Origin of the sequence: Actinokineospora xionganensis (assembly GCF_014323725.1) — a bacterium.
In the GTDB taxonomy this organism is placed as follows: domain Bacteria; phylum Actinomycetota; class Actinomycetes; order Mycobacteriales; family Pseudonocardiaceae; genus Actinokineospora; species Actinokineospora xionganensis.
The window spans coordinates 19,165-40,439 of the sequence record NZ_JABVED010000015.1 but is presented as its reverse complement, the minus strand read 5'-3'; the positions used below and the strand labels follow the sequence as shown (position 1 = coordinate 40,439).

The 21,275-nt window shown below is 69.5% G+C and carries 17 protein-coding genes; 8 read left to right on the top strand and 9 right to left on the bottom strand.

Features of this window, described 5'->3' with window-relative positions:
- Positions 1 to 117: 117 nt before the first annotated feature.
- The 4 genes from GPZ80_RS23880 to GPZ80_RS32180 all read right to left on the bottom strand — a co-directional run bounded on the left by GPZ80_RS23880 (position 118) and on the right by GPZ80_RS32180 (position 3,745).
- The gene (locus GPZ80_RS23880) at positions 118 to 396 is read right to left on the bottom strand and encodes a hypothetical protein (RefSeq protein WP_187223318.1); all 279 of its coding nucleotides are present in this window, start codon (positions 394 to 396) and stop codon (positions 118 to 120) included.
- A 275-nt stretch (positions 397 to 671) separates the two neighbouring features.
- On the bottom strand, positions 672 to 2,687 hold the full coding sequence (locus GPZ80_RS23875; RefSeq protein WP_187223317.1) for an NADPH-dependent 2,4-dienoyl-CoA reductase: 2,016 nt from the start codon (positions 2,685 to 2,687) through the stop codon (positions 672 to 674).
- A complete protein-coding gene (locus GPZ80_RS23870; protein ID WP_187223316.1) occupies positions 2,684 to 3,238 on the bottom strand; it encodes a PadR family transcriptional regulator in 555 nt (184 codons plus the stop codon). Before GPZ80_RS23870 ends, GPZ80_RS23875 begins: the two co-directional genes overlap by 4 nt.
- Positions 3,239 to 3,289: 51 nt before the next feature.
- Positions 3,290 to 3,745: a MarR family winged helix-turn-helix transcriptional regulator gene (locus GPZ80_RS32180; protein WP_091378990.1), complete on the bottom strand. Its 456-nt coding sequence runs from the start codon at positions 3,743 to 3,745 to the stop codon at positions 3,290 to 3,292.
- Positions 3,746 to 3,809: 64 nt separating this feature from the next.
- Between GPZ80_RS32180 and GPZ80_RS23860 the strand changes: the two genes are divergently transcribed.
- Positions 3,810 to 4,466 (top strand): maleylpyruvate isomerase family mycothiol-dependent enzyme, encoded by a 657-nt coding sequence (locus GPZ80_RS23860; protein ID WP_187223315.1) that lies wholly within the window; start codon positions 3,810 to 3,812, stop codon positions 4,464 to 4,466.
- Between the two features lie 69 nt (positions 4,467 to 4,535).
- On the opposite strand, the gene GPZ80_RS23855 is transcribed toward GPZ80_RS23860, so the two are convergent.
- The 3 genes from GPZ80_RS23855 to GPZ80_RS23845 are packed head-to-tail and all read right to left on the bottom strand — an operon-like array spanning position 4,536 to position 6,816.
- A complete protein-coding gene (locus GPZ80_RS23855) occupies positions 4,536 to 5,567 on the bottom strand; it encodes a DNA cytosine methyltransferase (protein ID WP_312880536.1) in 1,032 nt (343 codons plus the stop codon).
- Between the two features lie 8 nt (positions 5,568 to 5,575).
- A complete protein-coding gene (locus tag GPZ80_RS23850; RefSeq protein WP_187223314.1) occupies positions 5,576 to 5,998 on the bottom strand; it encodes a very short patch repair endonuclease in 423 nt (140 codons plus the stop codon).
- Positions 5,998 to 6,816 carry a helix-turn-helix domain-containing GNAT family N-acetyltransferase gene (locus tag GPZ80_RS23845; RefSeq protein WP_187223313.1) on the bottom strand — a complete coding sequence of 273 codons (819 nt, stop codon included), beginning with the start codon at positions 6,814 to 6,816 and terminating at the stop codon, positions 5,998 to 6,000. The genes GPZ80_RS23850 and GPZ80_RS23845 overlap by 1 nt, the downstream gene beginning before the upstream one ends.
- Positions 6,817 to 6,985: 169 nt before the next feature.
- On the opposite strand from GPZ80_RS23845, the gene GPZ80_RS23840 reads away from it, so the two are divergent.
- Together GPZ80_RS23840 and GPZ80_RS23835 are read left to right on the top strand one after the other, a co-directional pair.
- Positions 6,986 to 9,487: a trypsin-like serine protease gene (locus GPZ80_RS23840; RefSeq protein ID WP_312880535.1), complete on the top strand. Its 2,502-nt coding sequence runs from the start codon at positions 6,986 to 6,988 to the stop codon at positions 9,485 to 9,487.
- A gap of 87 nt (positions 9,488 to 9,574) precedes the next feature.
- Entirely contained in the window at positions 9,575 to 10,507 is a 933-nt protein-coding gene (locus tag GPZ80_RS23835; RefSeq protein WP_187223312.1) for a helix-turn-helix domain-containing protein, read from the top strand.
- Between the two features lie 78 nt (positions 10,508 to 10,585).
- On the opposite strand, the gene GPZ80_RS23830 is transcribed toward GPZ80_RS23835, so the two are convergent.
- Positions 10,586 to 12,175, bottom strand: a complete 1,590-nt coding sequence (locus GPZ80_RS23830; protein WP_187223311.1) for a S8 family peptidase — start codon at positions 12,173 to 12,175, stop codon at positions 10,586 to 10,588.
- 417 nt (positions 12,176 to 12,592) lie between these two features.
- Here GPZ80_RS23830 and GPZ80_RS23825 point away from each other — a divergent pair, with 417 nt between their 5' ends.
- Positions 12,593 to 15,484 (top strand): ATP-binding protein, encoded by a 2,892-nt coding sequence (locus GPZ80_RS23825; RefSeq protein ID WP_222719779.1) that lies wholly within the window; start codon positions 12,593 to 12,595, stop codon positions 15,482 to 15,484.
- 72 nt (positions 15,485 to 15,556) lie between these two features.
- On the opposite strand, the gene GPZ80_RS23820 is transcribed toward GPZ80_RS23825, so the two are convergent.
- On the bottom strand, positions 15,557 to 17,299 hold the full coding sequence (locus tag GPZ80_RS23820) for a S8 family peptidase (protein WP_222719778.1): 1,743 nt from the start codon (positions 17,297 to 17,299) through the stop codon (positions 15,557 to 15,559).
- Positions 17,300 to 17,954: 655 nt separating this feature from the next.
- Between GPZ80_RS23820 and GPZ80_RS23815 the strand changes: the two genes are divergently transcribed.
- The 4 genes from GPZ80_RS23815 (at position 17,955) to GPZ80_RS23800 (ending at position 21,176) form a co-directional block, all read left to right on the top strand.
- A complete protein-coding gene (locus tag GPZ80_RS23815) occupies positions 17,955 to 18,155 on the top strand; it encodes a hypothetical protein (RefSeq protein ID WP_187223309.1) in 201 nt (66 codons plus the stop codon).
- A gap of 268 nt (positions 18,156 to 18,423) precedes the next feature.
- On the top strand, positions 18,424 to 18,690 hold the full coding sequence (locus GPZ80_RS23810) for a zinc-binding dehydrogenase (RefSeq protein ID WP_187223308.1): 267 nt from the start codon (positions 18,424 to 18,426) through the stop codon (positions 18,688 to 18,690).
- Between the two features lie 45 nt (positions 18,691 to 18,735).
- Entirely contained in the window at positions 18,736 to 19,626 is an 891-nt protein-coding gene (locus tag GPZ80_RS23805) for an SDR family oxidoreductase (protein ID WP_187223307.1), read from the top strand.
- Positions 19,623 to 21,176, top strand: a complete 1,554-nt coding sequence (locus GPZ80_RS23800; protein ID WP_187223306.1) for a succinic semialdehyde dehydrogenase — start codon at positions 19,623 to 19,625, stop codon at positions 21,174 to 21,176. Before GPZ80_RS23805 ends, GPZ80_RS23800 begins: the two co-directional genes overlap by 4 nt.
- Positions 21,177 to 21,275 lie beyond the last annotated feature (99 nt).

Here is a 21,275-nt window from a genome sequence, read left to right as displayed (position 1 = left end):
GGCACTATGACAGACCTCTGGCCCGCCACCACACCGGTCAAGGCATTGCGACGGGCCAGAGTTCCGAACCGGAGGCGGCAGGTTGCTGATATCAGCAGCAACCTGCCGCCTCCCCCTTTACGCGATTCGCGGCACCCGGCCGATCCGAATGGCCTCGCGGCCAAGGATCAGGGCGATCGTCGTGCACACAGCGGGGAACAGCCCCGCCAGCACCAACATGACGGCTGCGGGCACGGTGATCAGGAACGCCGCCCGCAGCGTGGGCCCCCATCCCTCACTCACGATCTGACGGACCCACCCCACCAAGACGCCGTCGGACTGACCGATCGGCTCGGCGGTGGCCGCCAGGGAAAGCAATTCATCCAGGGAGACAAGCTCATCGCCGGAATCCGGCATCACCCGATGCGACTCGGGCCCCCGTGGTTCAGCGCCACAGAATGGTTGTGTCGTCACGCAGTCCGCTCTCCTTGCTGGTCAGACGATTGATGGACAGGACAAATCGAATGTCCTGTCCATCAATCTTCCCGACCGCGCGGAGGCGGGATGTTCGTTATCGGCATTTCGTCGGCGAGCGGTGAATTTCGATCTTCGAACGGCGACCGGTATTCGTGCCCGCCGCTCACCTCGGCGCATTCACCCGGTCGGGACGCAACCGGGCTGTATCCGGCTGATCAGAGTCCTGCGGCGAGCCTGGTGCCCTGGTCGATCGCCCGCTTGGCGTCCAGTTCCGCGGCCACGTCGGCGCCGCCGATGAGGTGCACGGACTGGCCCGCCGCACGAAGAGCCTCGGCCAGGTCGCGGTGGGATTCCTGGCCCGCGCAGATCACAACGTTGTCCACGGCGAGCGTGCGCGGCTTCGAGCGGTCCTTGCCGAAAGTGATGTGCAGGCCCTCGTCGTCGATGCGCTCGTAGTTGACGCCGCGGATCTGTTCGACGCGCTTGGCCTTCAGTGCGGCGCGATGGACCCAGCCGGTGGTCTTGCCGAGCCCGGCGCCGATGCGGCCTTCCTTGCGCTGCAGCAGAAACACCTGACGCGGGGACGGGTCAGGCTTCGGCTTGGCCAACGCGCCCTCGTCGTCGACCCCCCACTCGGCCTGCCAGGCGGGCAGGTCGAGGGTCGGGGACTCGCTGTGCGTGAGGAACTCGCTCACGTCGACGCCGATGCCGCCCGCGCCGATGATCGCGACCTTCTCGCCCACCGGCTTGCCGTGACGGACTACGTCTACATAGGACAAAACTTTCCGGTGGTCGATACCCGGAATGGCGGGCATCCGCGGCGTGACCCCGGTGGCGAGCACGACCTCGTCGTAGCCGCCATCGATCAGCTCCTGGGCGGTCACCATCTTGCCCAGGTGCACCTTGACGCCGGTGACCTCGAGTTGCCTTGTGTAGTACCGAATCGTCTCGGTGAACTCTTCCTTGCCGGGAATGCGGCTGGCGATGTCGAACTGGCCGCCGATCGCCGGGCGCGCCTCGAACAGGTCGACGTCATGGCCCCGCTGCCCCGCCGTGACCGCCGCTGAGAGCCCCGCCGGGCCCGCGCCGACGACAGCGACCCGCTTGGCGCGGCGAGTCGGCAGGAGCACCAGTTCGGTCTCCCTCGCGGCGCGCGGGTTGACCATGCAGGACGCCTTCTGGTTCTTGAAGACATGGTCCAGGCACGCCTGGTTGCACGCGATGCACGTGTTGATCTCGTCGGCGCGATCCTGCTCGGCCTTGCGCACCCAGTCGGGGTCGGCGAGCATCGGCCGCGCCATCGACACCAGGTCGGCGTCGCCGCGGGCCAGGATCTCCTCGGCCACCTGCGGCATGTTGATCCGGTTCGTCGCCACCACGGGGATCGATACGTGCGGCTTGAACCGGGCCGTCACGGAGGTGAAGGCCGCGCGCGGCACGGAGGTCACGATGGTCGGCACCCGGGCCTCGTGCCAGCCGATGCCGGTGTTGATGATCGTGGCGCCCGCGGCCTCGACTTCCTTGCCCAGCGCGACGATCTCGTCCCAGGTCTGGCCATCCTCGACGAACTCGGCCATCGACAGCCGGTACACGATGATGAACTCGGCGCCGACGGCCTGCCTGGTGCGGCGGACGATCTCGACCGCGAGCCTGCGCCGGTTCTCCGGCGTCCCGCCCCACTGGTCGGTGCGCTTGTTCGTGCGGGGGGCCAGGAACTGGTTGATGAAGTAGCCCTCGGAGCCCATGATCTCGACACCGTCATAGCCCGCTTCTTTTGCCAGAACGGCACAGTTGACGAAGTCACGGATCTGCGCGCGCACTCCCCGGTCCGACAGGGCGCGCGGCCGGAACGGGTTGATCGGGGCCTTGATGGCCGACGCGGAGGCGCTGAACGGGTGGTAGGCGTAGCGGCCCGCGTGCAGGATCTGGAGCGCGATCTTGCCGCCCTCGTCGTGCACCGCCTTGGTGATCTGCCGATGCCTGCGTACCTCGGCGTCCGTCGTGAGCTTGGAGGCGAACGGCTTGAGCCAGCCCGTACGGTTGGGCGCGTAGCCGCCGGTGATGATGAGGCCGACACCGCCGCGGGCGCGCTCGGCGAGGTACGCGGCCAGCTTCGGGACGTCGGCGGCGCGGTCCTCAAGCCCGGTGTGCATCGAGCCCATGACGACCCGGTTGCGCAGCGTGGTGAACCCGAGGTCCACAGTGGACAGCAGGGTGGGATACTCGGTCATCGCGTCTCGCCTCTTTCCGCGTCACGGCGCAGGGCCGTCAGAACCTCGTCGCACCACGCGACGAATCCCCGCTCGGCGCCGATTCCGCCGCGCAGGACCAAAAACTGGTGCAGGGCGGGCCCGGTCAGCGCGTCCCGGTCGGGGAAATCACGCCGCTCCATGGCCTCGTAGAGGGCGAGCCGCTCGGCGTGCTGGGCGCGGTGGCGCGCGACCTCGGCGGCGACCGCGTCCGGGTCGCCGTGCGCCGCACGGAGTTTGATCGCGAGTTCGTCGCGCAACTCCGTCGGCTGAGCGGGCTCGGCCAGCCAGCGGGAGATCTCGGCCGCGCCCTCGGCGCTGACCGTGTAGACCTTCTTGTCCGGCTTGCCGTCCTGCGCAACGTGCTCGACGTGCACCCAGCCCGCGTCGTCCATGCGCTTGAGGACGCGGTAGATCTGCTGGTGGGTGGCGCGCCAGAAGAACCCGATGGACTTGTCGAACCGCCGGGTGAGCTCATAGCCGGAACCGGGCCGCTCGCTGAGCGAGACCAGGATCGCGTGCTCCAACGCCATGCGTCGGAGAGTACCTATGCAACGAGTTGCATTGCAACGAGACGCATATCTCTAGAAGTCGGTCGCCACCTGGATGAGTGCCTGCTGGAGGCGTTCCAGGTCCTTCGCTCCGAGCAGGTCCAGCAGCCTCGCCTCGACGTCCTCGACCGCGTCGAACGCCGCCCGCAGCGCCTCGTGGCCCTTGTCGGTGAAGACGATGAGCTTGGCCCGCCGGTCGGACGGATCGGGGACGCGCAGCAGGTAGCCCCAGCTTTCGAGGCCGTCGACCAACTCGCCCATGGCCTGCGGGGTCATCCGCGCCTTCTCGGCGAGCCGGGTCAGCCGGATGCCGTCGTGCTCCATGTTGATGAAGACCGCCGCGTGGGCCGGGCGCGCGCGCTCATCGCCGCGGGGGGCGCGGGCGTCGATGCCTTCCGCGAGTCGGAGGTAGGCCTGGTAAAGCAGGGCCGCGGTGTTCCGCTCCGGACCGCGCGGTGGCGGCGACTTCGCCGGACCGTTGCTTTCCACCGACCCTCCTCGTACTGTTCAGGAAGCTTGATATTCAGGTGACCTTAGCTTATCGGAGGCCGGTGTGGAGACCGAACAGGTGTGGTCCGAGATCGAGGCGGCCCGGCTCCGACTCGCCGACTTCCTCGACACACTCTCCCCAGAGGACTGGGAACACCCGTCGCTGTGCTCGGGGTGGCGGGTGCGCGATGTCGCAGCGCACCTCACGCTGGCTCCGCAGACGTCGATCGGCCGGTCGATGGTGGACTTCGCGAAGGCCCGCGGCAACTTCAACCGACTCGTCCTTCAGACGGCGATTCGGCAGGCGGACCTGCCGACCGGCGAGATCGTCGGCCTGCTTCGGTCGCTCGCGGGATCGCGGCGGACGCCGCCGGGGACTGGGCCGCTCACGACGATTCTGGATGTGCTGACCCACACCCAGGACATTTCACAGCCACTCGGCCGGGAGATCGAGGTCCCGGCCGCGGCGGCGCGGGTGGCGGCGGAGCGGGCCTGGTCGATGGGGTGGCCGTTCCACGCCCGGAAGCGACTGGGTGGGTTCCGGTTGGTGGGGACGGACACCGGGTGGACCGCGGGAGCGGGACCGGTGGTGGAGGGACCGACGTCGGCGATGCTGCAGTTGCTGACCGGGCGATCGGAGGCTTTGGAGCGCTTGAGCGGGGACGGGGCGGCGGACCTGGCGCGGAAGGTCTTCGGCCGGACTGAGAACTCGCCGTCGTGAAACGAGATCTCACTGTCGGGAACGTTGGACTCACTGTCGGGAACGTTGGACTCGCGGGGGTGGGGTGGGTTAGAGGTGGGGGGCTAGGTGGGTGGCCAGGGCGGTGGCCAGGGCGACGGGGACAGCGTTGCCTATTTGGCGGGCTATCTCGATTTTGGAGCCGCACCACTCGAAGGTGTCCGGGAAGGTTTGCAGGCGGGCGGCTTCGAGGTGGGTGATGGGGCGGTGCCACTGGGGGTGCAGGTACTGGCCTTTCTCCGGCTTGTAGAACTCCGTCCGGATGGTCAGCGAGGGGGCGTCCCAGCGCATGCGGCCCATGACGTCGGTGGTTCCGGTCTTCTTCTCCCGCCAGCACCGTGGGAGCAGGTGGTCCGGGAGGTCGAAGCGGCCGCCGCCCGGTGGGATCGCGCGGTAGCGCTCCAGGGACAGATCAGTGGGGTTGCGGCCCAAGTGCAGTTCGGTGCTCTTGAAACGCCCGGGAACCCGCTGTCCGAAGAATTCCACCGTCGAACTCGGCAGGGAAGTCGAAGCCGGTGTCTCCGGGAGGCCCGACAACACAGTGCGCACTCCCTGCCACTCCCCCGTCGGAACCGGGAGCGGGATCGGGCCGACGCGCGAGCCGATGACGAAGGCCCGCTTGCGCCGCTGCGGCACCCCGAAATCCGCGGCCAGCAGGACCCCCGGGGTCAACGTGTACTCCGACAGCAGCCCGCCCGGTGCGGCCTCCTCCCGCAGCAGGGCGAACTCCGGGGACGCCAGGAACCGGTCGACGTTCTCGATCACGAACGCCCGCGGCCGGGCGGCGCGCACGAAGCGGAGGTATTCCTTCCACAGCTTGTTGCGCGGGTCCTCCACATCACGCGCACCCAGGTTGGAGAAGCCCTGGCAGGGAGGGCCGCCAATGATCACATCCGCCCGGGGGATGCCGGTGACCGTCGCGATGTCGGCCCAGCGGACGTGGTCCTCGCCGAAGTTGGCCGCGTACGTCGCAGCGGCGTGCAGGTTGTGCTCGACCGCCAGGATCGGGGTGAACCCGGCCGCGACGAAGCCGGAAGTCATGCCGCCACAGCCGGCGAACAGGTCGATCATGGTGTGCGGCACAGTGTCAATTAGATCAGCCCACGCCTGCCCAGCCCCTCGACCACGGCCTCTGACACGCGGAGAGCGGCGACCAGCGGGTCTTCGTGTTCCCACACCCGCACGGGCACCCAGCCCGCCGCCACGAGGAGTTCGTCGGTCGCGCGGTCGCGGGTGCGGTTGGTCTCGATCTTGGTGCGCCAGAAGTCCGCGTTGCGCTGTGGCCACGTCGCATGCGTCGGGCAGCCGTGCCAGAAGCAGCCGTCGACGAACACCGCGACCCGCGCGCGGGTGAACACCACGTCGGCCTCCCGGCGCACGCCGGGGAGCGGACGGCGGTGGACGCGGTAGCGCAGGCCCAGCGCGTGCAGGGCCCGGCGCAGGGCCAGCTCCGTCTGGGTGTCGCGGGCCCGCTGCCTGCTCATCCGCGCGCTGGTCGCGGGCGTGGTGTCCATCAGCAGCAGGTGGCGCTGCGCCGTTCCATCAACACGGTGTCGCGCCACGCGCCGTCGAGGCGGGCGATACGGTCACGCACGCCGACAACCCGGAAGCCCGCCGAGCGGTGCAGCGAGATGCTCCCCTTGTTCTCCGGGAAGATCGCCGCCTGTACCGTCCACAGCCCGTCCTCGTCGGCGGCGCGCACCTGCCGGTCGATCAGCGCCTTGCCGATTCCCCGCCCCCGCGCGGATTCGGCCACATACACGGAATTCTCCGCGACCCCGGCGTACGCGGCCCGGCTCGACACCGGCGCCAGCGCCGCCCAGCCGACCGCCTCGCCGTCGAGTTCAGCCATCCAGCGGTGTTCCTTGAGCCATTTCCGGTCGAGGGACTCGCGGGTGGGGACCTTTGTCTCGAAAGTGGCCATCCCGGTCGCTATCCCCTCGCCGAAGATGCGCCGTACGACCGGCCAATCATCGTCGTGCATCACGCGAACGGTGACATCGTCCGGAATGCCCATCGGCCCATTCGGCGCGGCCAGAGCGCCCATGACGACCTCGGCCGCGTGCGGCAATCCGACACAGCACGCGTCGTTGACGGAGACGAAAGTCTGGGTGCCCTCGCGGCGCAGGAGCACGAAGCCGACATCGGCCAGCTTGCGGATGTGGTGTGAGCACGTCGGCTGACTGATGCCTACGTCGACGGCTAGTGCGCCGACCGTGACGGGCGCCGGACTGGCGGCGACCGCGTGCAGCACCTTCACCCGCGTCGGATCGGCGAGGCATGCGAACCAGTGCGCGAAAGTCTCCGCGCTCGTGTCATCGAGTCCGGCCATGCACACATCATAGACGACCGTCAATGGTTGGCGGGATCATTAAGTTCCGTACCCCTACGGATACCGCCCCTGATTGTTCCTCACCTGGCGTCACTCGAAAGTGGCGAGAAGCGAACCGCCGTCATCCCTGCCCTGAGACGAGCGTTCGCCAGATCCGAAAGGAACAATCGTGAAACCAACAGCACGGTCCTGGGGCGTAATGGCCTTGGCCGCCGCCGCGGTGCTGGTCCCGCTGGGGAGCTCGATCGCGAACGCGGCCGAGTCGAAAGCGGACAAGAAGGCCTGGGCCTCGACGTTCGAAGGCAGTACCGTCGGCAACCCCGCTCCGGGTTCGGACGCGGGCGCGATGTTCATCGGCGGAACGGACGCCACGGTCAGCGAGTACGCGCCGATCATCGCGGGCATCCGAGCCGGCGGTGTGCGGCCGGAGGGCCAGACCTGCACCGGCGAGCTCGTGGCGCCACGCAAGATCCTCATCGCCGCGCACTGCGCGGACGCGTCAGGCGAGAAGAGCTTCGTCTACGGCCTGAACGACCTCAAGGAGTACAAGGGCGGCGCGGGCACCGGCTTCCAGTACGCCAAGGCCGTCACCTACAAGAAGCACCCGAAGTACGTCAACTTCGACCAGGGCTACGACGTCGCGGTGGTCACCCTGGACCGTGACATCAACCCCCTGAACGGAACCTTCGCCAAGTTCGCCACCTCGGCGGACAAGGACGTGAACCTGGTCGGCCGCAAGGGTCTCGGCTTCGGCTACGGCAAGAAGGACGTCAACGACGACCTCAAGGACGTCACGCTCGACAAGGCTGAGCTGCCGATCGTCCAGGGCGGCGTCAACAACGAGTGCAGCGGCAGTGGCAGCGTCGGCAACTTCAACAACGCCACCATGATCTGCGCGGGCACCGCCACCGGCCGTCCCGTGACCGTGCTGCCCGGCGACAGCGGCGGTCCGCTGCTGGTCGACGGCAAGATCTACGGCCTCGCGTCCTGGGGCAAGAGCACCTGGGACTGGTGGAACGTCTACGCCCGTCTCAACAACGAGATGGGTGACTGGGTCGCGACCGAGGTCGGCCCCGTCACGCCCGCCGAGCCCACGGTCTCGGTCACCCCGTCGACCGTGTCGGTCAAGGCGGGCTCCTACGCCTCCGCGACGGTCGGCACGACCGCGGGCAGCGCGGGCGCCGAGAGCCTGACGCTCTCCGCGAGCGGCCTCCCGTCCGGCGTCCAGGCTGTCTTCCAGCCCACTGACGTCACCGCGGGCAACAACGCCAAGGTCACCTTCGACGCCGCGGCGAGCGCGCCCAACGGCACCTACACCGTGACCGTCACCGGCACGAACGGCTCGGGCAAGGGGTACTCGTCGACGGTCTCGCTGACCGTCACCGACGGCGGCACCCCGACCGGCGACTTCAAGGTCACGGTCGACCCGTCCAGCGTCACGATCAAGCCGGGCGAGGGAACCGCGGTCGGACTGTCGACCGTGGTGGGCTCCAACGGCCCCGAAGAGGTCAGCCTGACCGCGAAGGGCGCGCCTTCCGGCGTGACCGTCTCGTTCTCCCCCTCGACCCTGCAGACCGGGGACGGTTCGAAGGTCATCGTCGAGACCACGACGTCGGCCGCTCCGGGCACCTACCCGATCGATCTGAACGCCACCAACGCGGGCGGCAAGACCGCGACGGCCACCCTCTCGGTGACCATCGCCGGCGACACCACCGGTGACCACAAGGTCGCGCTCAGCTCGCCGAGCCTCACCCTCAACGCGGGTGCGGGCGCTTCACTCGGCCTGACCACCACCGCGGGCAGCGGCGGCGCCGAGGAACTCACCTTGTCCGCGTCCGGCCAGCCCGCGGGCACGACCGTGACGTTCCAGCCCGCCAAGATCCCGGCGGGCGACGGCGCCAAGGTTGTCGTCGAGACCTCGACCACGACCCCGGCAGGCACCTACGCCATCGCCATCACCGCGACGAACGCGGCGGGCAAGGGCGCTTCGGCGGAACTGTCGCTGACCGTCAACGGCAACCAGCAGACGGACTTCAAGCTCAGCGCCTCGCCGAGCTCGGTGATCGTCAAGCAGGGTGCGAACACCACCAGCACCATCAGCACGACCGCCGGTTCCAACGGCGCGGAGACGATCAACCTGACCGCCTCCGGCCAGCCCAGTGGCGTGACCGCGTCGTTCTCGCCGTCCTCGGTGCAGACCGGCTCGTCCTCGACGCTGACCCTCTCGGCATCAAGCAGCGCGGCGGTGGGCACCTACACGGTGACCGTCACCGGCACCAACTCGGCGGGCAAGACCGCGACGACCGCGGTGTCGCTCAAGGTCGAGAGCACCACGACCCCGGGTGGCGTGACAGTGACCCTGTCCCCGTCCTCGGGTTCGCAGAACCAGGGTGGCCTCAACGAGTTCTACGCCTCCGCACTCGGCGGCACGGGCAACCTGACGTTCACCGCCTCCGGTGTCCCCGCCGGCACCCAGGTGTACTTCAACCCGGCCACCGTGGCACAGGGTGGGCGCAGCCTGATCTGGGTCTTCACCAGCTTCCAGACCCCGACCGGAACGCACCCGATCACCATCACGGCGCGGTCGGCGGACGGCAAGACCGGCTCGGCGACCTACTCCCTGACGGTCACTTCGTTCAGCTACACCGGGAACAGCGCCGGCAGGCTCTGAACTCGGTAATCTCCACCTGATCGAAAACGGCAGGTCCGGGGCTTCCCGGGCCTGCCGTTTTCCGTTCCCGGAAGGCGAATACACGTTATGCACACCCTGCCAGCACCCCACCGCGATCCGGTGGCCATGTCCGGCGTCCGGGAGTCGTTCCCGGTCGCCCTGACCCGTGCGATAGACCGCAGCGGCATGAGTCTCGAACAGCTGCAGCGGCGGCTGAGCGTGCACGAGGTCAAGGTGAGCCTGTCGACGCTGAGCTACTGGCGCCGCGGCCGAACCCGGCCGGAGCGCCCGGAGTCGCTGCGCGCGGTCACCATCATCGAGGAAGTTCTCGGGCTACCGCCCGGGTACCTGATCTCCCTGCTGGGACCGCGAAAGCCGCGTGGCCGGTGGGCGTCGCGGTCCTCGGCGAAGTCGCACGAGGCCCTGTGGGACGGCGCGAGCGCCCTGAACCCGCTGCTGGCCGAGCTCGACGACCCCGGTCCCGGCGAGCTGACGTTCCTGAGCGTGCGCGAACAGCATTTCCTCGACCGCGAGGGCCGCGACGACCGCACTGTCGTGCACGCGGTCATCCGGTCCGAAGTGGACTGGCGGCGCACCTGCGTGGTCCTGCACCGCGCGGAGCCGACCGATCTCGCCCTGCCGACAGTCACCGCGCTCAGCGGCTGCGCGCTGGGCCAGACCCGCACCCACGAGCCCGGTCGGTTCCTGCTTTCGGAGATCCTGCTCGACCGCGTGCTGCGCATCGGCGACACCGCGGCGTTCTCCTACGAGGTGCGGTGGCACGGTTCGGCCGCCTCGACCAGGTTCGTCCGGGCGATGCGCCAGTGCGCCCGGGAATACCTGCTGGAAGTGGTGTTCCACCCGGAGGCCGTGCCCACGTCGTGCCGCCAGTTCCGGCGCGAGTCGAGCAGGCTGCCGGAGACCGACCACGGGGAGCTGCACTTGGGCGCGTACAACAGCGCGCACCTGCTGACCCATGACGAGAAGTCCGCGATCGTCGGCATCCGCTGGAGTTGGTGACGGCACGCCGACGGGAGGTGTCCGGTGTGGACACCTCCCGCGGGCGGTCTTTCAGTTGTGCGCCAACGACTGGAAGGTCTAGAAGGTCAGCGTCCAGGCGTCGATGTTGCCGGTGTCGTACCGGTAGACGTCGGTGACCCGAAGCTTCCACTCACCGTTCTTGGCGGTCTCGGCGCCGGTGTTGACGGTGAAGGTCTGGTGGACCCCCGTCGAGGAGCTGGCGCCACCGGCCTGCTTGAGGTTGAAGACCTTGCCGGTCGGGCCGACCAGGTCGATCACCAGGTCACCGGTGTAGGTGTGGTTGATGTCCACCTTCACCGAGGTGGCCGCGGTGCCCGCGCCGGAGCAGCCGGTCACGGTCACCGACGAGGTGATCGCGGTGTTGTTGTCCGGGATCGCCACGTCGTTGGTGTTGGTCGCCGCGGAGCACGGCGGGTCGACCGGGCCGTTCATGAAGCCCGTGTAGAGCAGCACATTCGGCGACCCGGTGTTGATGCCGCTGAGCTTGCCGGTGGAGCCGTTGTTGACCAGCGCGTCGCGCACCTGGGCCGGGGTGGCCGAGGTGTTCTGGCCGAGGTAGAGGGCCGCGGCGCCCGCGACGTGCGGGGAGGCCATCGAGGTGCCGGTCATCGTGGCGGTGCCGGTGTTGCTCGAGTGCGACGCCGAGACGATGCTGGTTCCGGGAGCCCAGATGTCCAGGCAGGAGCCGTAGTTGCTCTGGCCGGTCCCGGTGTAGCGGGCGTCCTGCTGGTTGCTGTTGCCGACGGTGACGGCGGCGGGCAGCTTCTGCGGGCTGTAGTAGCAGGCGTCGTCGTTGGAGTTGCCCGCCGCCTGAACCCACTGGATGCCGCTGTCGATGACGGCCTTCGCGCCGTCGTCCCAGCTCTGCTGGGTGCAGCGGGACCGGCAGCCGATGCTGAAGTTCACCACGGCGGGCTTGATGCCGTTGGTCTTGACCCAGTTCATGCCGCCGAGGATCGCGTCGCTGGTGCCGCTGCCCGCGCAGTCGAGGACGCGCACCGCGTGGACGGTCGCCTTCTTCGCCAGGCCGTAGGTGGTGCCCGCCGCGGAGCCCGCGACGTGCGTGCCGTGGCCGTTGCAGTCCTGCGGGGTGGAGTCGTTGTCGACGAGGTCACGGCCCGCGCCGACGCGGCCGGTGAAGTCCTGGTGCGCGGAGTTGAGGCCGGAGTCGACGATGTAGACGTGCACACCCTGACCCGGGTTGGCCGGGTAGTCGAACGTCTGGTTCAGCGGCAGGTCGCGCTGGTCGACCCGGTCGAGTCCCCACGGCGCGTTCGGCTGGGTGTCGGTGACGGTGGCGTACACCGCCTGCTCGACGTACTTGACCATCGGGTTCTTGGCCAGCGCGAGTGCCTGGCTTTCCTTCATGGACACGGAGAAGCCACGTAGGATGGAGTCGTAGGTGTACTTGACCTCGCCGCCGTGCTTGCCCGCCAGGTCGTTCGCCTTGGCCGAGACGGAGGCACGGCTGACACTGTCGTCCTTGAACACCACGATGTAGCGGTCCGGGACGGTGCCGGGCGCGTTGGCGTTCTGGATCGCGGCCGCGGAGGTCGGGGCGGCGAACGCGGGCACCGCGAGCGCCACGAGACCCACGGCGGCGGAACCCACGAGCAGGGCTTTCAGTGGGGTCTTCAGTTTTCTCATTGCTTGGCTGTCCTTACTCTGCAGGGTTCGAGCGCGGTGTGACACCGCGACAGCGACAAGTCGCCGAGCCGGTCCCGTGCTAGGGCGGGACCGACGCGGCCTCGCAACAGGCCCCTTTGTTCACTCCACCGAGTGGAAGTCGCCACTCGGAGGCGTGGCTGCCGGGCAGGGTGAACAACTGACAGCCACTGCCGATCACCTTCAGCCGGACGCGCCCTGCGAACAATCCGGGTATCAGTAGGTATACCTACCCGTCTTTCACCGAGGTCGAGCTCGATCTCCTGCCACGGAACGCCGACTAAGATCGCTTTGCCGGTTGCGCGGCGGCAAGTGAGTTCCGGATCACCCTCGTTCGGCTTAGGCTCCGAAGAACGTCGGGTTGACACCGATCCTGAACACCGGCATGGGAGGGTGTGGATGGTCCCGAAGCGGCAGCCGACGGCGAGCCTTGTGCGCACCACGTCGCCGGTGCTCGTCGGTCGCGGCCACGAGCTCGACGCGCTCCGCGAGACGGTGACGCGCCAGCCCGCCGTGGTCATGATCGAAGGCGAGGCGGGGGTCGGAAAGAGCAGGCTCGTCCATGAGCTGCTCCGCCCGGGCCGCCTCGGCCCGCTGCGCATCCTCATCGGCAACTGCCAGCCGCTGCGCGAGCCCTTTCCCTACGGGGCCGTCCTGGAGGCGCTGGGCGGCTGCGCGGACCGGCTGGCGAGCCGTCCCCCGCTGAGCCGGGTGGCGGGCGTCCTGGCCCCCATGCTGCCTGAGCTGGCCGATTACCTGCCCGAGGCGCCCGCGCCGTCCGGCGACCCGCGGGCCGACCGGCACCGGGTGTTCCGCGCGGTGCGCGAGCTGCTCGCCGCGGTCGGCCCGACCCTGATGATCATCGAGGACCTGCACTGGGCCGACGACGGCTCGCGGCAGCTGCTGCGGTTCCTGATGGCCGACCCGCCGCCGAACCTGACCGTCCTGGTCACCTACCGCCGCGAGGACGTGCCCGGCGGGATGCCGCTGGGCACCGCCTACCGGCCGCCCACCGGCATCACCAGCATGCTGGTCCACCTGGCCCCGCTCGACGCCGAGGGCGTGCGCTCGCTGGCCGCGGCGATCCTCGACGAGGAGACGGTCTCCGCCGACTTCGCCGCGAAGCTGCACGAGCGCACCGCGGGCATCCCGTTCGTGGTCGAGGAGACGCTGCGGGCGCTGCGCACGACGGCGGGCGCGGTGCACGCCGACGGCGCCGCCGCGCGCAGGCTGCTGGACAACGTCGAGGTCCCGGTGCTGCTGCGCGACGCGATCGCCGAGCGGCTCAACGAGCTGCCGACCGCGGCCAACCGGCTGGTCCAGGCCGCCGCGGTGCTCGGCGTGCCCGCCACCGCGGAGCTGCTCGGCTCCGTCGCCGGGATCCCCGAGCAGCGGGTCCGCGCCGCGCTGGGCCACGCGCTGGCCGGACACGTCCTGCACGAGACCGACAACGCGCACTACACGTTCCGCCACGCCCTGGCCCAGCAGGCGGTCTACGACACGCTCAGCGGCCCGGACCGCCAACAGCTGCACCTGCGGGCCATCGACGCGCTCGACCTGGTCAGCCCCCGTCCGCTGGTCCAGCTCGCCGAGCACAGCCAGCGCGCGGGCAGGCTCGCCGACTGGCTGCGCTACGGCGAGGCCGCCGCCGACCGGGCCGCCGACGTCGGCGACGCCGCCACCGCCACAACGCTGCTGCAGCGGGTGCTGGCCGAGCCGTCGCTGTCCTCGGCCGACGTCGACCGGCTGGCGGTGAAGCTGGGGCAGGTCGCGCACACCGGGCTCGACCAGATCAACCCGACGGCCACGATGCGCAGGCTGCTCGGCGACCGCAGGCTCTCGATGTCGGCCCGCGGCGAGGTCCGGCTGTTCCTGGGGCTGCTGCTGATCCGGCAGGCGGGCGGGGTGGCGTCGGCCCGCTCGGAGATCGAACTCGCGCTCGGCGACCTCCGCGAGCGTCCCGCGCTGGCCGCGAAGGCCACCTCCGTGCTCGCGCAGCCGTTCACCGGCGACACCCCGTTCACGGAGATCGAGCCGTGGCTGCGCCGCACCGACGAGCTGATCGATTCCTGTGAGGACGAGGAACAGCGGATCATGCTGCTGGCCAACAACCTCGGGTCCCGGCTGCACACCGGCGACCCGACGGCCTTCGGCAGGCTGTCCCAGCTTCCGCAGACCGCGTACACCGCCGCCACCCAGCGCCAGTTGGCCAGGGCGTACTGCAACTTCGCCGACGCCTGCGTGACGGTCGGTCATTTCCAGCAGGGCGCCGACGCGCTGGACACCGGCACGCGGCTGGCCGACGACTGCGGCGCGCCGTTCGTGGCGAGCACCGCGCGGGCCACCAGGGCCCGCCTCGACTGGTTCCTCGGCACGTGGAGCGGGCTGGCCGAGCGGGCGAGCAAGCTGCTCGAGGAGTACCACGACCTGCTGCCGGTGGCCAGCGAGCTGAGCCTGGTGCTCGGGTCGCTCGCCTGCGCGCGCGGCGAGTGGTCCGAGGCGATGGGCTACTTCACCAACAGCGGGGCCTACGCGCCGCAGGAGGCGATCTCCCAGATCGCGATCGGCGGCTGCGCGGGACTGGCCAGGGCGTGGCTGGCCCAGGACGACATCACCAAGGCCTGCGCGGACATCGACCGCGGTCTGGCGCTGTTGCGCCACAAGCAGGTGTGGACCTGGGCGGGCGAGATCCTGCCGGTGGCGGTCAGCGCGTACGTACGCGCGGGCAGGCTCGACGACGCCCGCGCCATCGTCGACCAGACCGAGGCGGGGATCCTCGACCGGGACGCGCCGATGAGCGCGGCCGCGGTCGACAGCGGCCGCGGCGAACTCGCGGAAGCGGCAGGCGACCTGGAAACCGCGGTGGAATTCCACCGAAGCGCGCGCGGCGCCTACGAGAAGATGAACGCCCCCTACTACGCCGCGATGGCCGCCGAGCACGAGGCGCTGTGCCTGCTGCCTTCCGACGGCGCGGGCGCGGCCGCCGCACTGTCCACTTTGATCGATACGTTCGACGCCCTCGGCGCCACCCGCGACGCGGCGAGATGCCGACACCTGCTGCGCGGCATCGGCGGGGTGAAGCCGTCCAGACGCGGGCGGCGCGGGTACGGCAACGAGCTTTCCCCGCGTGAGCAGGAAGTCGCGCGACTCCTCGCCGGCGGCCACACCAACCGCGAGATCGCCGACGTGCTGTTCCTCTCGCCCCGAACCGTCGAGCAGCACGCGGCGAGGGTGCTGCGCAAGCTCGGCGTCACCTCGCGCAGCGAACTGCACGCCGAGGACTTCGCCTGAGCCGACGGTGGCTCCCCCGCGGACTGCGGGAGAGCCACCGTGGATCACTGCGTCAGCCTTGGAGCGCCGTCGTTATCCGACGAAGTCCAGCTTCCACGAGTTGATGTAACCGGAGTCCCACGAGTAGGCGTCGCGGACGCGCAGCTTGTACTCGCCCGTCATGCCCTCACCGGACAGGTTGACCGTGTAGGTCTCGATCACGTTGTCCGCCGAGTCGCTCGCGCTGGCGGGCTTGAGGGCGTACACGGTGCCGTCCGGCGCGACCAGGTCGATGACCAGGTCACCACGGTAGGTGTGGACGATGTTCACCGAGACCTTCGAGGTGGCCGACGGCGCGTTGGTCGCGTTGGCCGTCACCGAGGAGGTCACGGCGACGTTGTTGTCGGTGATCTGGACGTCGTTGTCGTTGGTCCAACTGGTGCCGCCACCGCCGCCGCCGGAGACGCACTTGGTGGCGTCCGGCAGACCGGCCCCGTAGTACTTGGGGTCGGTGTAGGTGCCGGAGCACTCCTTCATCTTCTTCTCGATGTCCTTGCCCTTGAGTGCGGGGAAGGCGCTCTTGACGAGGGCGGCGATTCCCGCGGCGTGCGGGGACGCCATCGAGGTGCCGGTCATCTGCTGGAAGCCGCCACTGGCCGAGGTCGAGTTGACGTTCACGGCGGCCGCGGTGACATCCAGCGTGCCGTTGGTGTCGTAGTTCGACATGTTGTACCGCGAGCCCTGCTGGTCGATGCCGCCGACGACGGTCGAGCCCTCGGCCTCCTGCGGCATCAGCGGGCACCCGGTGTTGATGTTGCGGCTCTTGGGCTGCGAGTCGTTGGGGCTCACCGAGGTGGATCCCTTGGCCGAGTAGTCCTTGTTCTCGTTGCCCGCGGCGACCAGGTTGACGATGCCCGCGCCGCTGGCGTGGTTCACCGCACGGCGCACGGCGACCTCGATGGCCTTGAGGTCACCGTCGTTCTCGTTGGCGCACAGGCCGTACCACGGGTCGGTCCAGTAGCTGTTGTTCGTGACCTGCACACCGACCTCGACGGCGTACATGAAGGCGCACACCGTGTTCTCCGGGAAGAACAGCTCGCCGGAGGGTTCGGCCACGCGGATCGACGAGATCTTCGCGCCGGGAGCGACACCCACGATGCCGCCGTTGCCCTTGGCCGCCGCGATGGAGCCCGCCACGTGCGTGCCGTGGCCGCTGGAGCCGACGCTGCGCCAGGCGCCCGTGCGGTTGTCGACCTTGCCGTAGGCGCAGGACGCGGACTTGGCCGCGTCGAAGTTCGGGGCCAGGTCCTTGTGCTGGTCGTTGACGCCGGTGTCGAGCACCGCGACGGTCACGCCGGTGCCGTCGGCGGTCGCCCAAGCCTGGTCGGCCTTGAGCTGCTTGATGTCCCAGCCCACGGCCTCGGTGCCCAGGTTCTGCCCCGCGCTGTTGCTCGGGATCGGCGGGTTGTCCGCGTTGGTCGGGACGTCGGAGGTCCGGGTCGCGCCGACGTACTGCACGCCGGTCACCGCGCGCACCTTCGACTTGAAGTCGGCGGCCGTCGTGTGGGCGACGATGACGCCGATGGCGTCCCAGGAGTTCCACACGGTGCCGCCGCTGTTGGTGACGGCGGTCTTGCCCGCGGCGACGTTGGCCGGGTCGGTGATCACGAAGTAGGCGCGCGTGCCGGTGGGGATGGTGCTCGGCGCGGCGGCCGCGGTCGAGCCCGCCGGGGCAGCGGGGGCCGCGAACGCGAGGCCGGGTGTCACCACCAGACCGAAGCTGATGGACGCGGCCATGATGGTGCGCCGCAGCCGGGTATTTGAGCGCAGGAACACGGATTCCTCCGAAGAACTCAGGGGGCGTCCACGCCGGACGGCGCGGTACAGGGAAGCCCCAGACGCACTGACGATGATGCGCATTCCGGTGCACTGAATCCATGCCCCGACGCACATTTCAGAGAAGTTACCCCGACCGGAGTAGAAATGTCGAATACGCCGACCCGGGGGTATTTCCACTATTAAATTCGCCGCTAGCAATAGATGCGAGGCGGGAAGGCCGCCCCCTGCTGGAAACGGCCCTCCCGCCTCGGGTCGCGACGGCGCCAGAACCAAAGACCCTCGCATCCGGGCTGTTCAGCGCGTGTCCGTTGCCGATCGGACACTTTCGCCACGATAAGGATGCCGGACGAGTGAGGGATCATCCGGCGAGGCTTGAGTAAATCCGATTCGAATGCCAGCGGAGAGAGAGACGAGGGCGTGGACGCCTCTCTCTCCGCTCATTGACAGCATCGCCTGACAACTGCGATACCGACATCACATTCGCCATCCGTGCCGCCGGATGGGGATTGCCGCCAGCAGGGTCGGCGGCCATCCGCGACAACGATGCGACCATTCGGCACCTGGAACAACCCAGGGATCACTACGTAGCCCTACCTATCTTTTGCGGGGACGCCTTGACCTCGTGCGCGCTGGAGGTCGCATGGTGGTCACCATGACGACAGCGATCATGTTCTCGGCGTTCGGCGACCCCGAGGTCCTCACCAGGCACCTGCTCGACGATGCGGTCGCGGGCCCGGGCGAGGTACGGGCCCGAGTGCGGGCGGCCGGGGTGAATCCGGTGGACGCGCGGGTGCGCCGCGGGAGTTCACCGCCGTGGTCGAAGCACAGTTCGCGTCACCTCAGGGGACCGTGACGAAAACCGACCACGGCCAAGGCCCAATCGCACCATGACAGGGACGGTGACCAAGCCTTTGAATTCCGGGGAAGCGGGCTAGTGACGCAGCCGGCCACCCAGTGGGGCGCCCGGGTGATCGGCACCGCGAGCGAGCGAAACCACGAGTACCCGCGTTCGCTGGGAGCGGTCCCGGTGCGCTATGGCGACGGGCCGGCCGACCGGATCCGCGCGCTCGCGCCGGACGCGGTGGACGCGGTGCTCGACGCTGTGGGCGGCGAGGCCCCGGATGTCCCTCGAACTGGTCGCCGACCGGACTTGGATCGGGACCATCGCCGACCACGCGCGTGGGCGCGCCCTCGGTGTCCCGGAGATGCGGCGGGAGCGCTCGATTACCACCTTGGCGCTGCTCGCCGATCTGCACGCCACTGGTGCGATCACCTTGCCGGTCAAGACATACCCACTGGTGGAGGTGATCGCCGCGCACCGCGAACTGGACGCGGGCCACGTCCGCGGCGAGCTCGCCCTCGTCGTCGACCCTGGTGCGGAGAATTAGAACCGGTTACGTTTCTTGTCTGGCTCGACGAGGACAAGGAGCCCCATGGCACGCTCGCTGACCGACCAGGTCGTGGTGATCACCGGTGGCGCCCGCGGCATCGGCGCGGCCACCGCGGCCGCGCTGGTCCGCGCGGGCGCGCGCGTCGTCGTCGCCGACCTCGACGCCGACCTGGCCAAGCAGACCGCCGCCACCCTCACCCGCGAGTCGCCCCTCCCGGCAGGTGAGTTCGACATTCGCGCCACCGCCTACGGACTGGACGTGACCGACCGGGCCGCGTTCACCGCGCTGCTCGACCAAGTCGAAGCGGAGATCGGGCCGATCGACGTGCTGGTCAACAACGCCGGGATCATGCCGATCGCGCTGATCGAGGACGAACCCGACCGGACCACCGCCGCACAGCTCGCGGTGAACCTGCACGCGGTCATCCACGGCAGCCGCGAGGCGGTGCGCCGGATGAAGCGGCGCGGGTCGGGTCACGTGGTCAACGTGGCGTCGGCGGCGGGCCGGATCCCGGTTCCCGCGGGCGCGACCTACTGCGCGACCAAGTTCGGTGTCATCGGCTTCTCCGAGGCGCTGCGGCTGGAACTGCGGGACACGGGTGTCGACGTCTCGTGTGTCATGCCCGCGATCGTCCGGACCGAGCTGGCGGCGGGCCTCAAGGACAGCAAGGGCGTGAAGCCGGTGACCGCCGAGCAGGTCGCCGAGGCGATCGTCGGCGCGCTGCGCTCCCCGCGATTCGACGTCTACGTGCCCAAATCGGTCGGCCCGGCGGTGCGCGTGGGCGCGCTGCTGCCCCGGCGGGTCGGCGAATGGCTCAGCCGCGGGCTCGGCGGTGAGCGCCTGTTCCTCGACGCGCTCGACTCCGCCGACCGACGCGACTACGAGGCCCGTGCCGCCGACAGCGCCCCGGGCGCGGAGGAGACCCGAGGATGACCCCACCCGCCACCATCACCGACGACCTGATCACCCGGCTGTCCCGACACGTCGCCGCCTCCGGCCCGGAGACCATCTCCAACGTCGAGGTCTTCACCGGCGCGACCCTCGCCACGCTGCCGTGTTCGAGCGTCCGCGATGTCGCCGACGCCGTGCACGCCGCGCGGGTGCCGCAGGCACACTGGGCGGAGCTCGACGTGCGCGAGCGGATGGGCGTGTTCGAGCGGTTCCACAAGCTGGTCCTCGACGAACGCGAGACCATCGCCGACCTCATCCAGGCCGAGACGGGCAAGGCGCGCCGCTACGCGTTCGAGGACCTGATCGAGCCCGCGATCACCACCAGCCACTACCTGAAGGCCGCGCCGCGCCTGCTGCGGGCCCGCGCGCGCAAGGGCATGATGCCGCTGGCGATCAAGGCCACCGAGCTGCGCCAGCCCAAGGGTGTCGTCGGGATCATCTCGCCGTGGAACTTCCCATTCGCCCTGGGCATGTCCGACTCGATCCCGGCGCTGATGGCGGGCAACGCGGTGGTTCTCAAGCCGGACAGCCAGACCGCGCTGAGCCCGCTCTACGGGGTCGACCTGCTCTACCGGGCGGGCCTGCCGGAGGGACTGATCACCGTCGTGCTCGGAGAGGGGCCGACGGTCGGCGGCGCGCTGGTCGACAACGCCGACTACGTGGGCTTCACCGGCTCGACCCGCACCGGCGCCGAGGTCGGCGCCCGGGCCGCGGCCCGGCTCATCGGCTGCTCGCTGGAACTCGGCGGCAAGAACCCGATGATCGTGCTCCCCGACGCGAACGTCGCCGCCGCTGTCGACGGCGCGGTGACCAGCGCCTTCGCCAACACCGGCCAGCTCTGCATGCACATCGAGCGGATCTACGTGCACGAGTCGGTCCACGACTCCTTCCTCGCGAAGTTCGTCGACGCGACCCGCGCCCTCAAGCTCGGCGCCCGCTACGACTACAAGTGCGACGTCGGCTCGCTGATCTCCACCAGGCAGCGCAAGGCCGTGGCCGAACACGTCGACGACGCCCGGGCCAAGGGCGCGACCGTGCATGTCGGCGGCGTGCCCAGGGAGGACCTCGGACCGGCGTTCTACGAGCCGACCGTGCTCACCGGCGTCACCCCGGACATGGCGTGCTTCGCCGAGGAGACCTTCGGGCCAGTCGTGTCGATCTACCCCTTCCGCGACGAGGAGGACGCGATCGCCCTGGCGAACGACACCAGCTACGGGCTCAACGCCAGCGTCTACGGCCGCGACCTCGACCGCGCCCGCCGGGTCGCGCACCGGCTGCGGGCCGGGACGGTCAACGTGAACGACGGCCACGCGGCGGCTTACTCCAGCATGGACGCGCCGATGGGCGGAATGGGCTCATCCGGGTTGGGCCGAAGGCACGGGGTCGAAGGGCTGCTCAAATACACCGAGGCACAGAATGTCGCGGTTCAGCGGGTCCGGGTCATCCCGCCGCCGAAAGCCATCCCCTACGGCCGCTACACGGGGATCATGGCGCGTTCCCTGCGGCTGATGCGGCGGATCGGCCTGCGCTGACCCACGTGAAGTGAAGGGTCTGTGAATAAACCGGTAACGACGGCAGCCACTCGTAGCCTTGTGATGGGCATGACACCCGGTCAGTATTCGAATGTCATA

Excerpts from the sequence above, each read along its gene's own strand:
- GPZ80_RS23880 (WP_187223318.1), bottom strand. The coding sequence starts at position 396 with ATGCCGGATTCCGGCGATGAGCTTGTCTCCCTGGATGAATTGCTTTCC.
- GPZ80_RS23875 (WP_187223317.1), bottom strand. The coding sequence starts at position 2,687 with ATGACCGAGTATCCCACCCTGCTGTCCACTGTGGACCTCGGGTTCACC.
- GPZ80_RS23870 (WP_187223316.1), bottom strand. The coding sequence starts at position 3,238 with ATGGCGTTGGAGCACGCGATCCTGGTCTCGCTCAGCGAGCGGCCCGGT.
- GPZ80_RS23850 (WP_187223314.1), bottom strand. The coding sequence starts at position 5,998 with ATGGACACCACGCCCGCGACCAGCGCGCGGATGAGCAGGCAGCGGGCC.
- GPZ80_RS23845 (WP_187223313.1), bottom strand. The coding sequence starts at position 6,816 with ATGGCCGGACTCGATGACACGAGCGCGGAGACTTTCGCGCACTGGTTC.
- GPZ80_RS23835 (WP_187223312.1), top strand. The coding sequence starts at position 9,575 with ATGCACACCCTGCCAGCACCCCACCGCGATCCGGTGGCCATGTCCGGC.
- GPZ80_RS23830 (WP_187223311.1), bottom strand. The coding sequence starts at position 12,175 with ATGAGAAAACTGAAGACCCCACTGAAAGCCCTGCTCGTGGGTTCCGCC.
- GPZ80_RS23825 (WP_222719779.1), top strand. The coding sequence starts at position 12,593 with ATGGTCCCGAAGCGGCAGCCGACGGCGAGCCTTGTGCGCACCACGTCG.
- GPZ80_RS23815 (WP_187223309.1), top strand. The coding sequence starts at position 17,955 with ATGACGACAGCGATCATGTTCTCGGCGTTCGGCGACCCCGAGGTCCTC.
- GPZ80_RS23810 (WP_187223308.1), top strand. The coding sequence starts at position 18,424 with ATGTCCCTCGAACTGGTCGCCGACCGGACTTGGATCGGGACCATCGCC.
- GPZ80_RS23805 (WP_187223307.1), top strand. The coding sequence starts at position 18,736 with ATGGCACGCTCGCTGACCGACCAGGTCGTGGTGATCACCGGTGGCGCC.
- GPZ80_RS23800 (WP_187223306.1), top strand. The coding sequence starts at position 19,623 with ATGACCCCACCCGCCACCATCACCGACGACCTGATCACCCGGCTGTCC.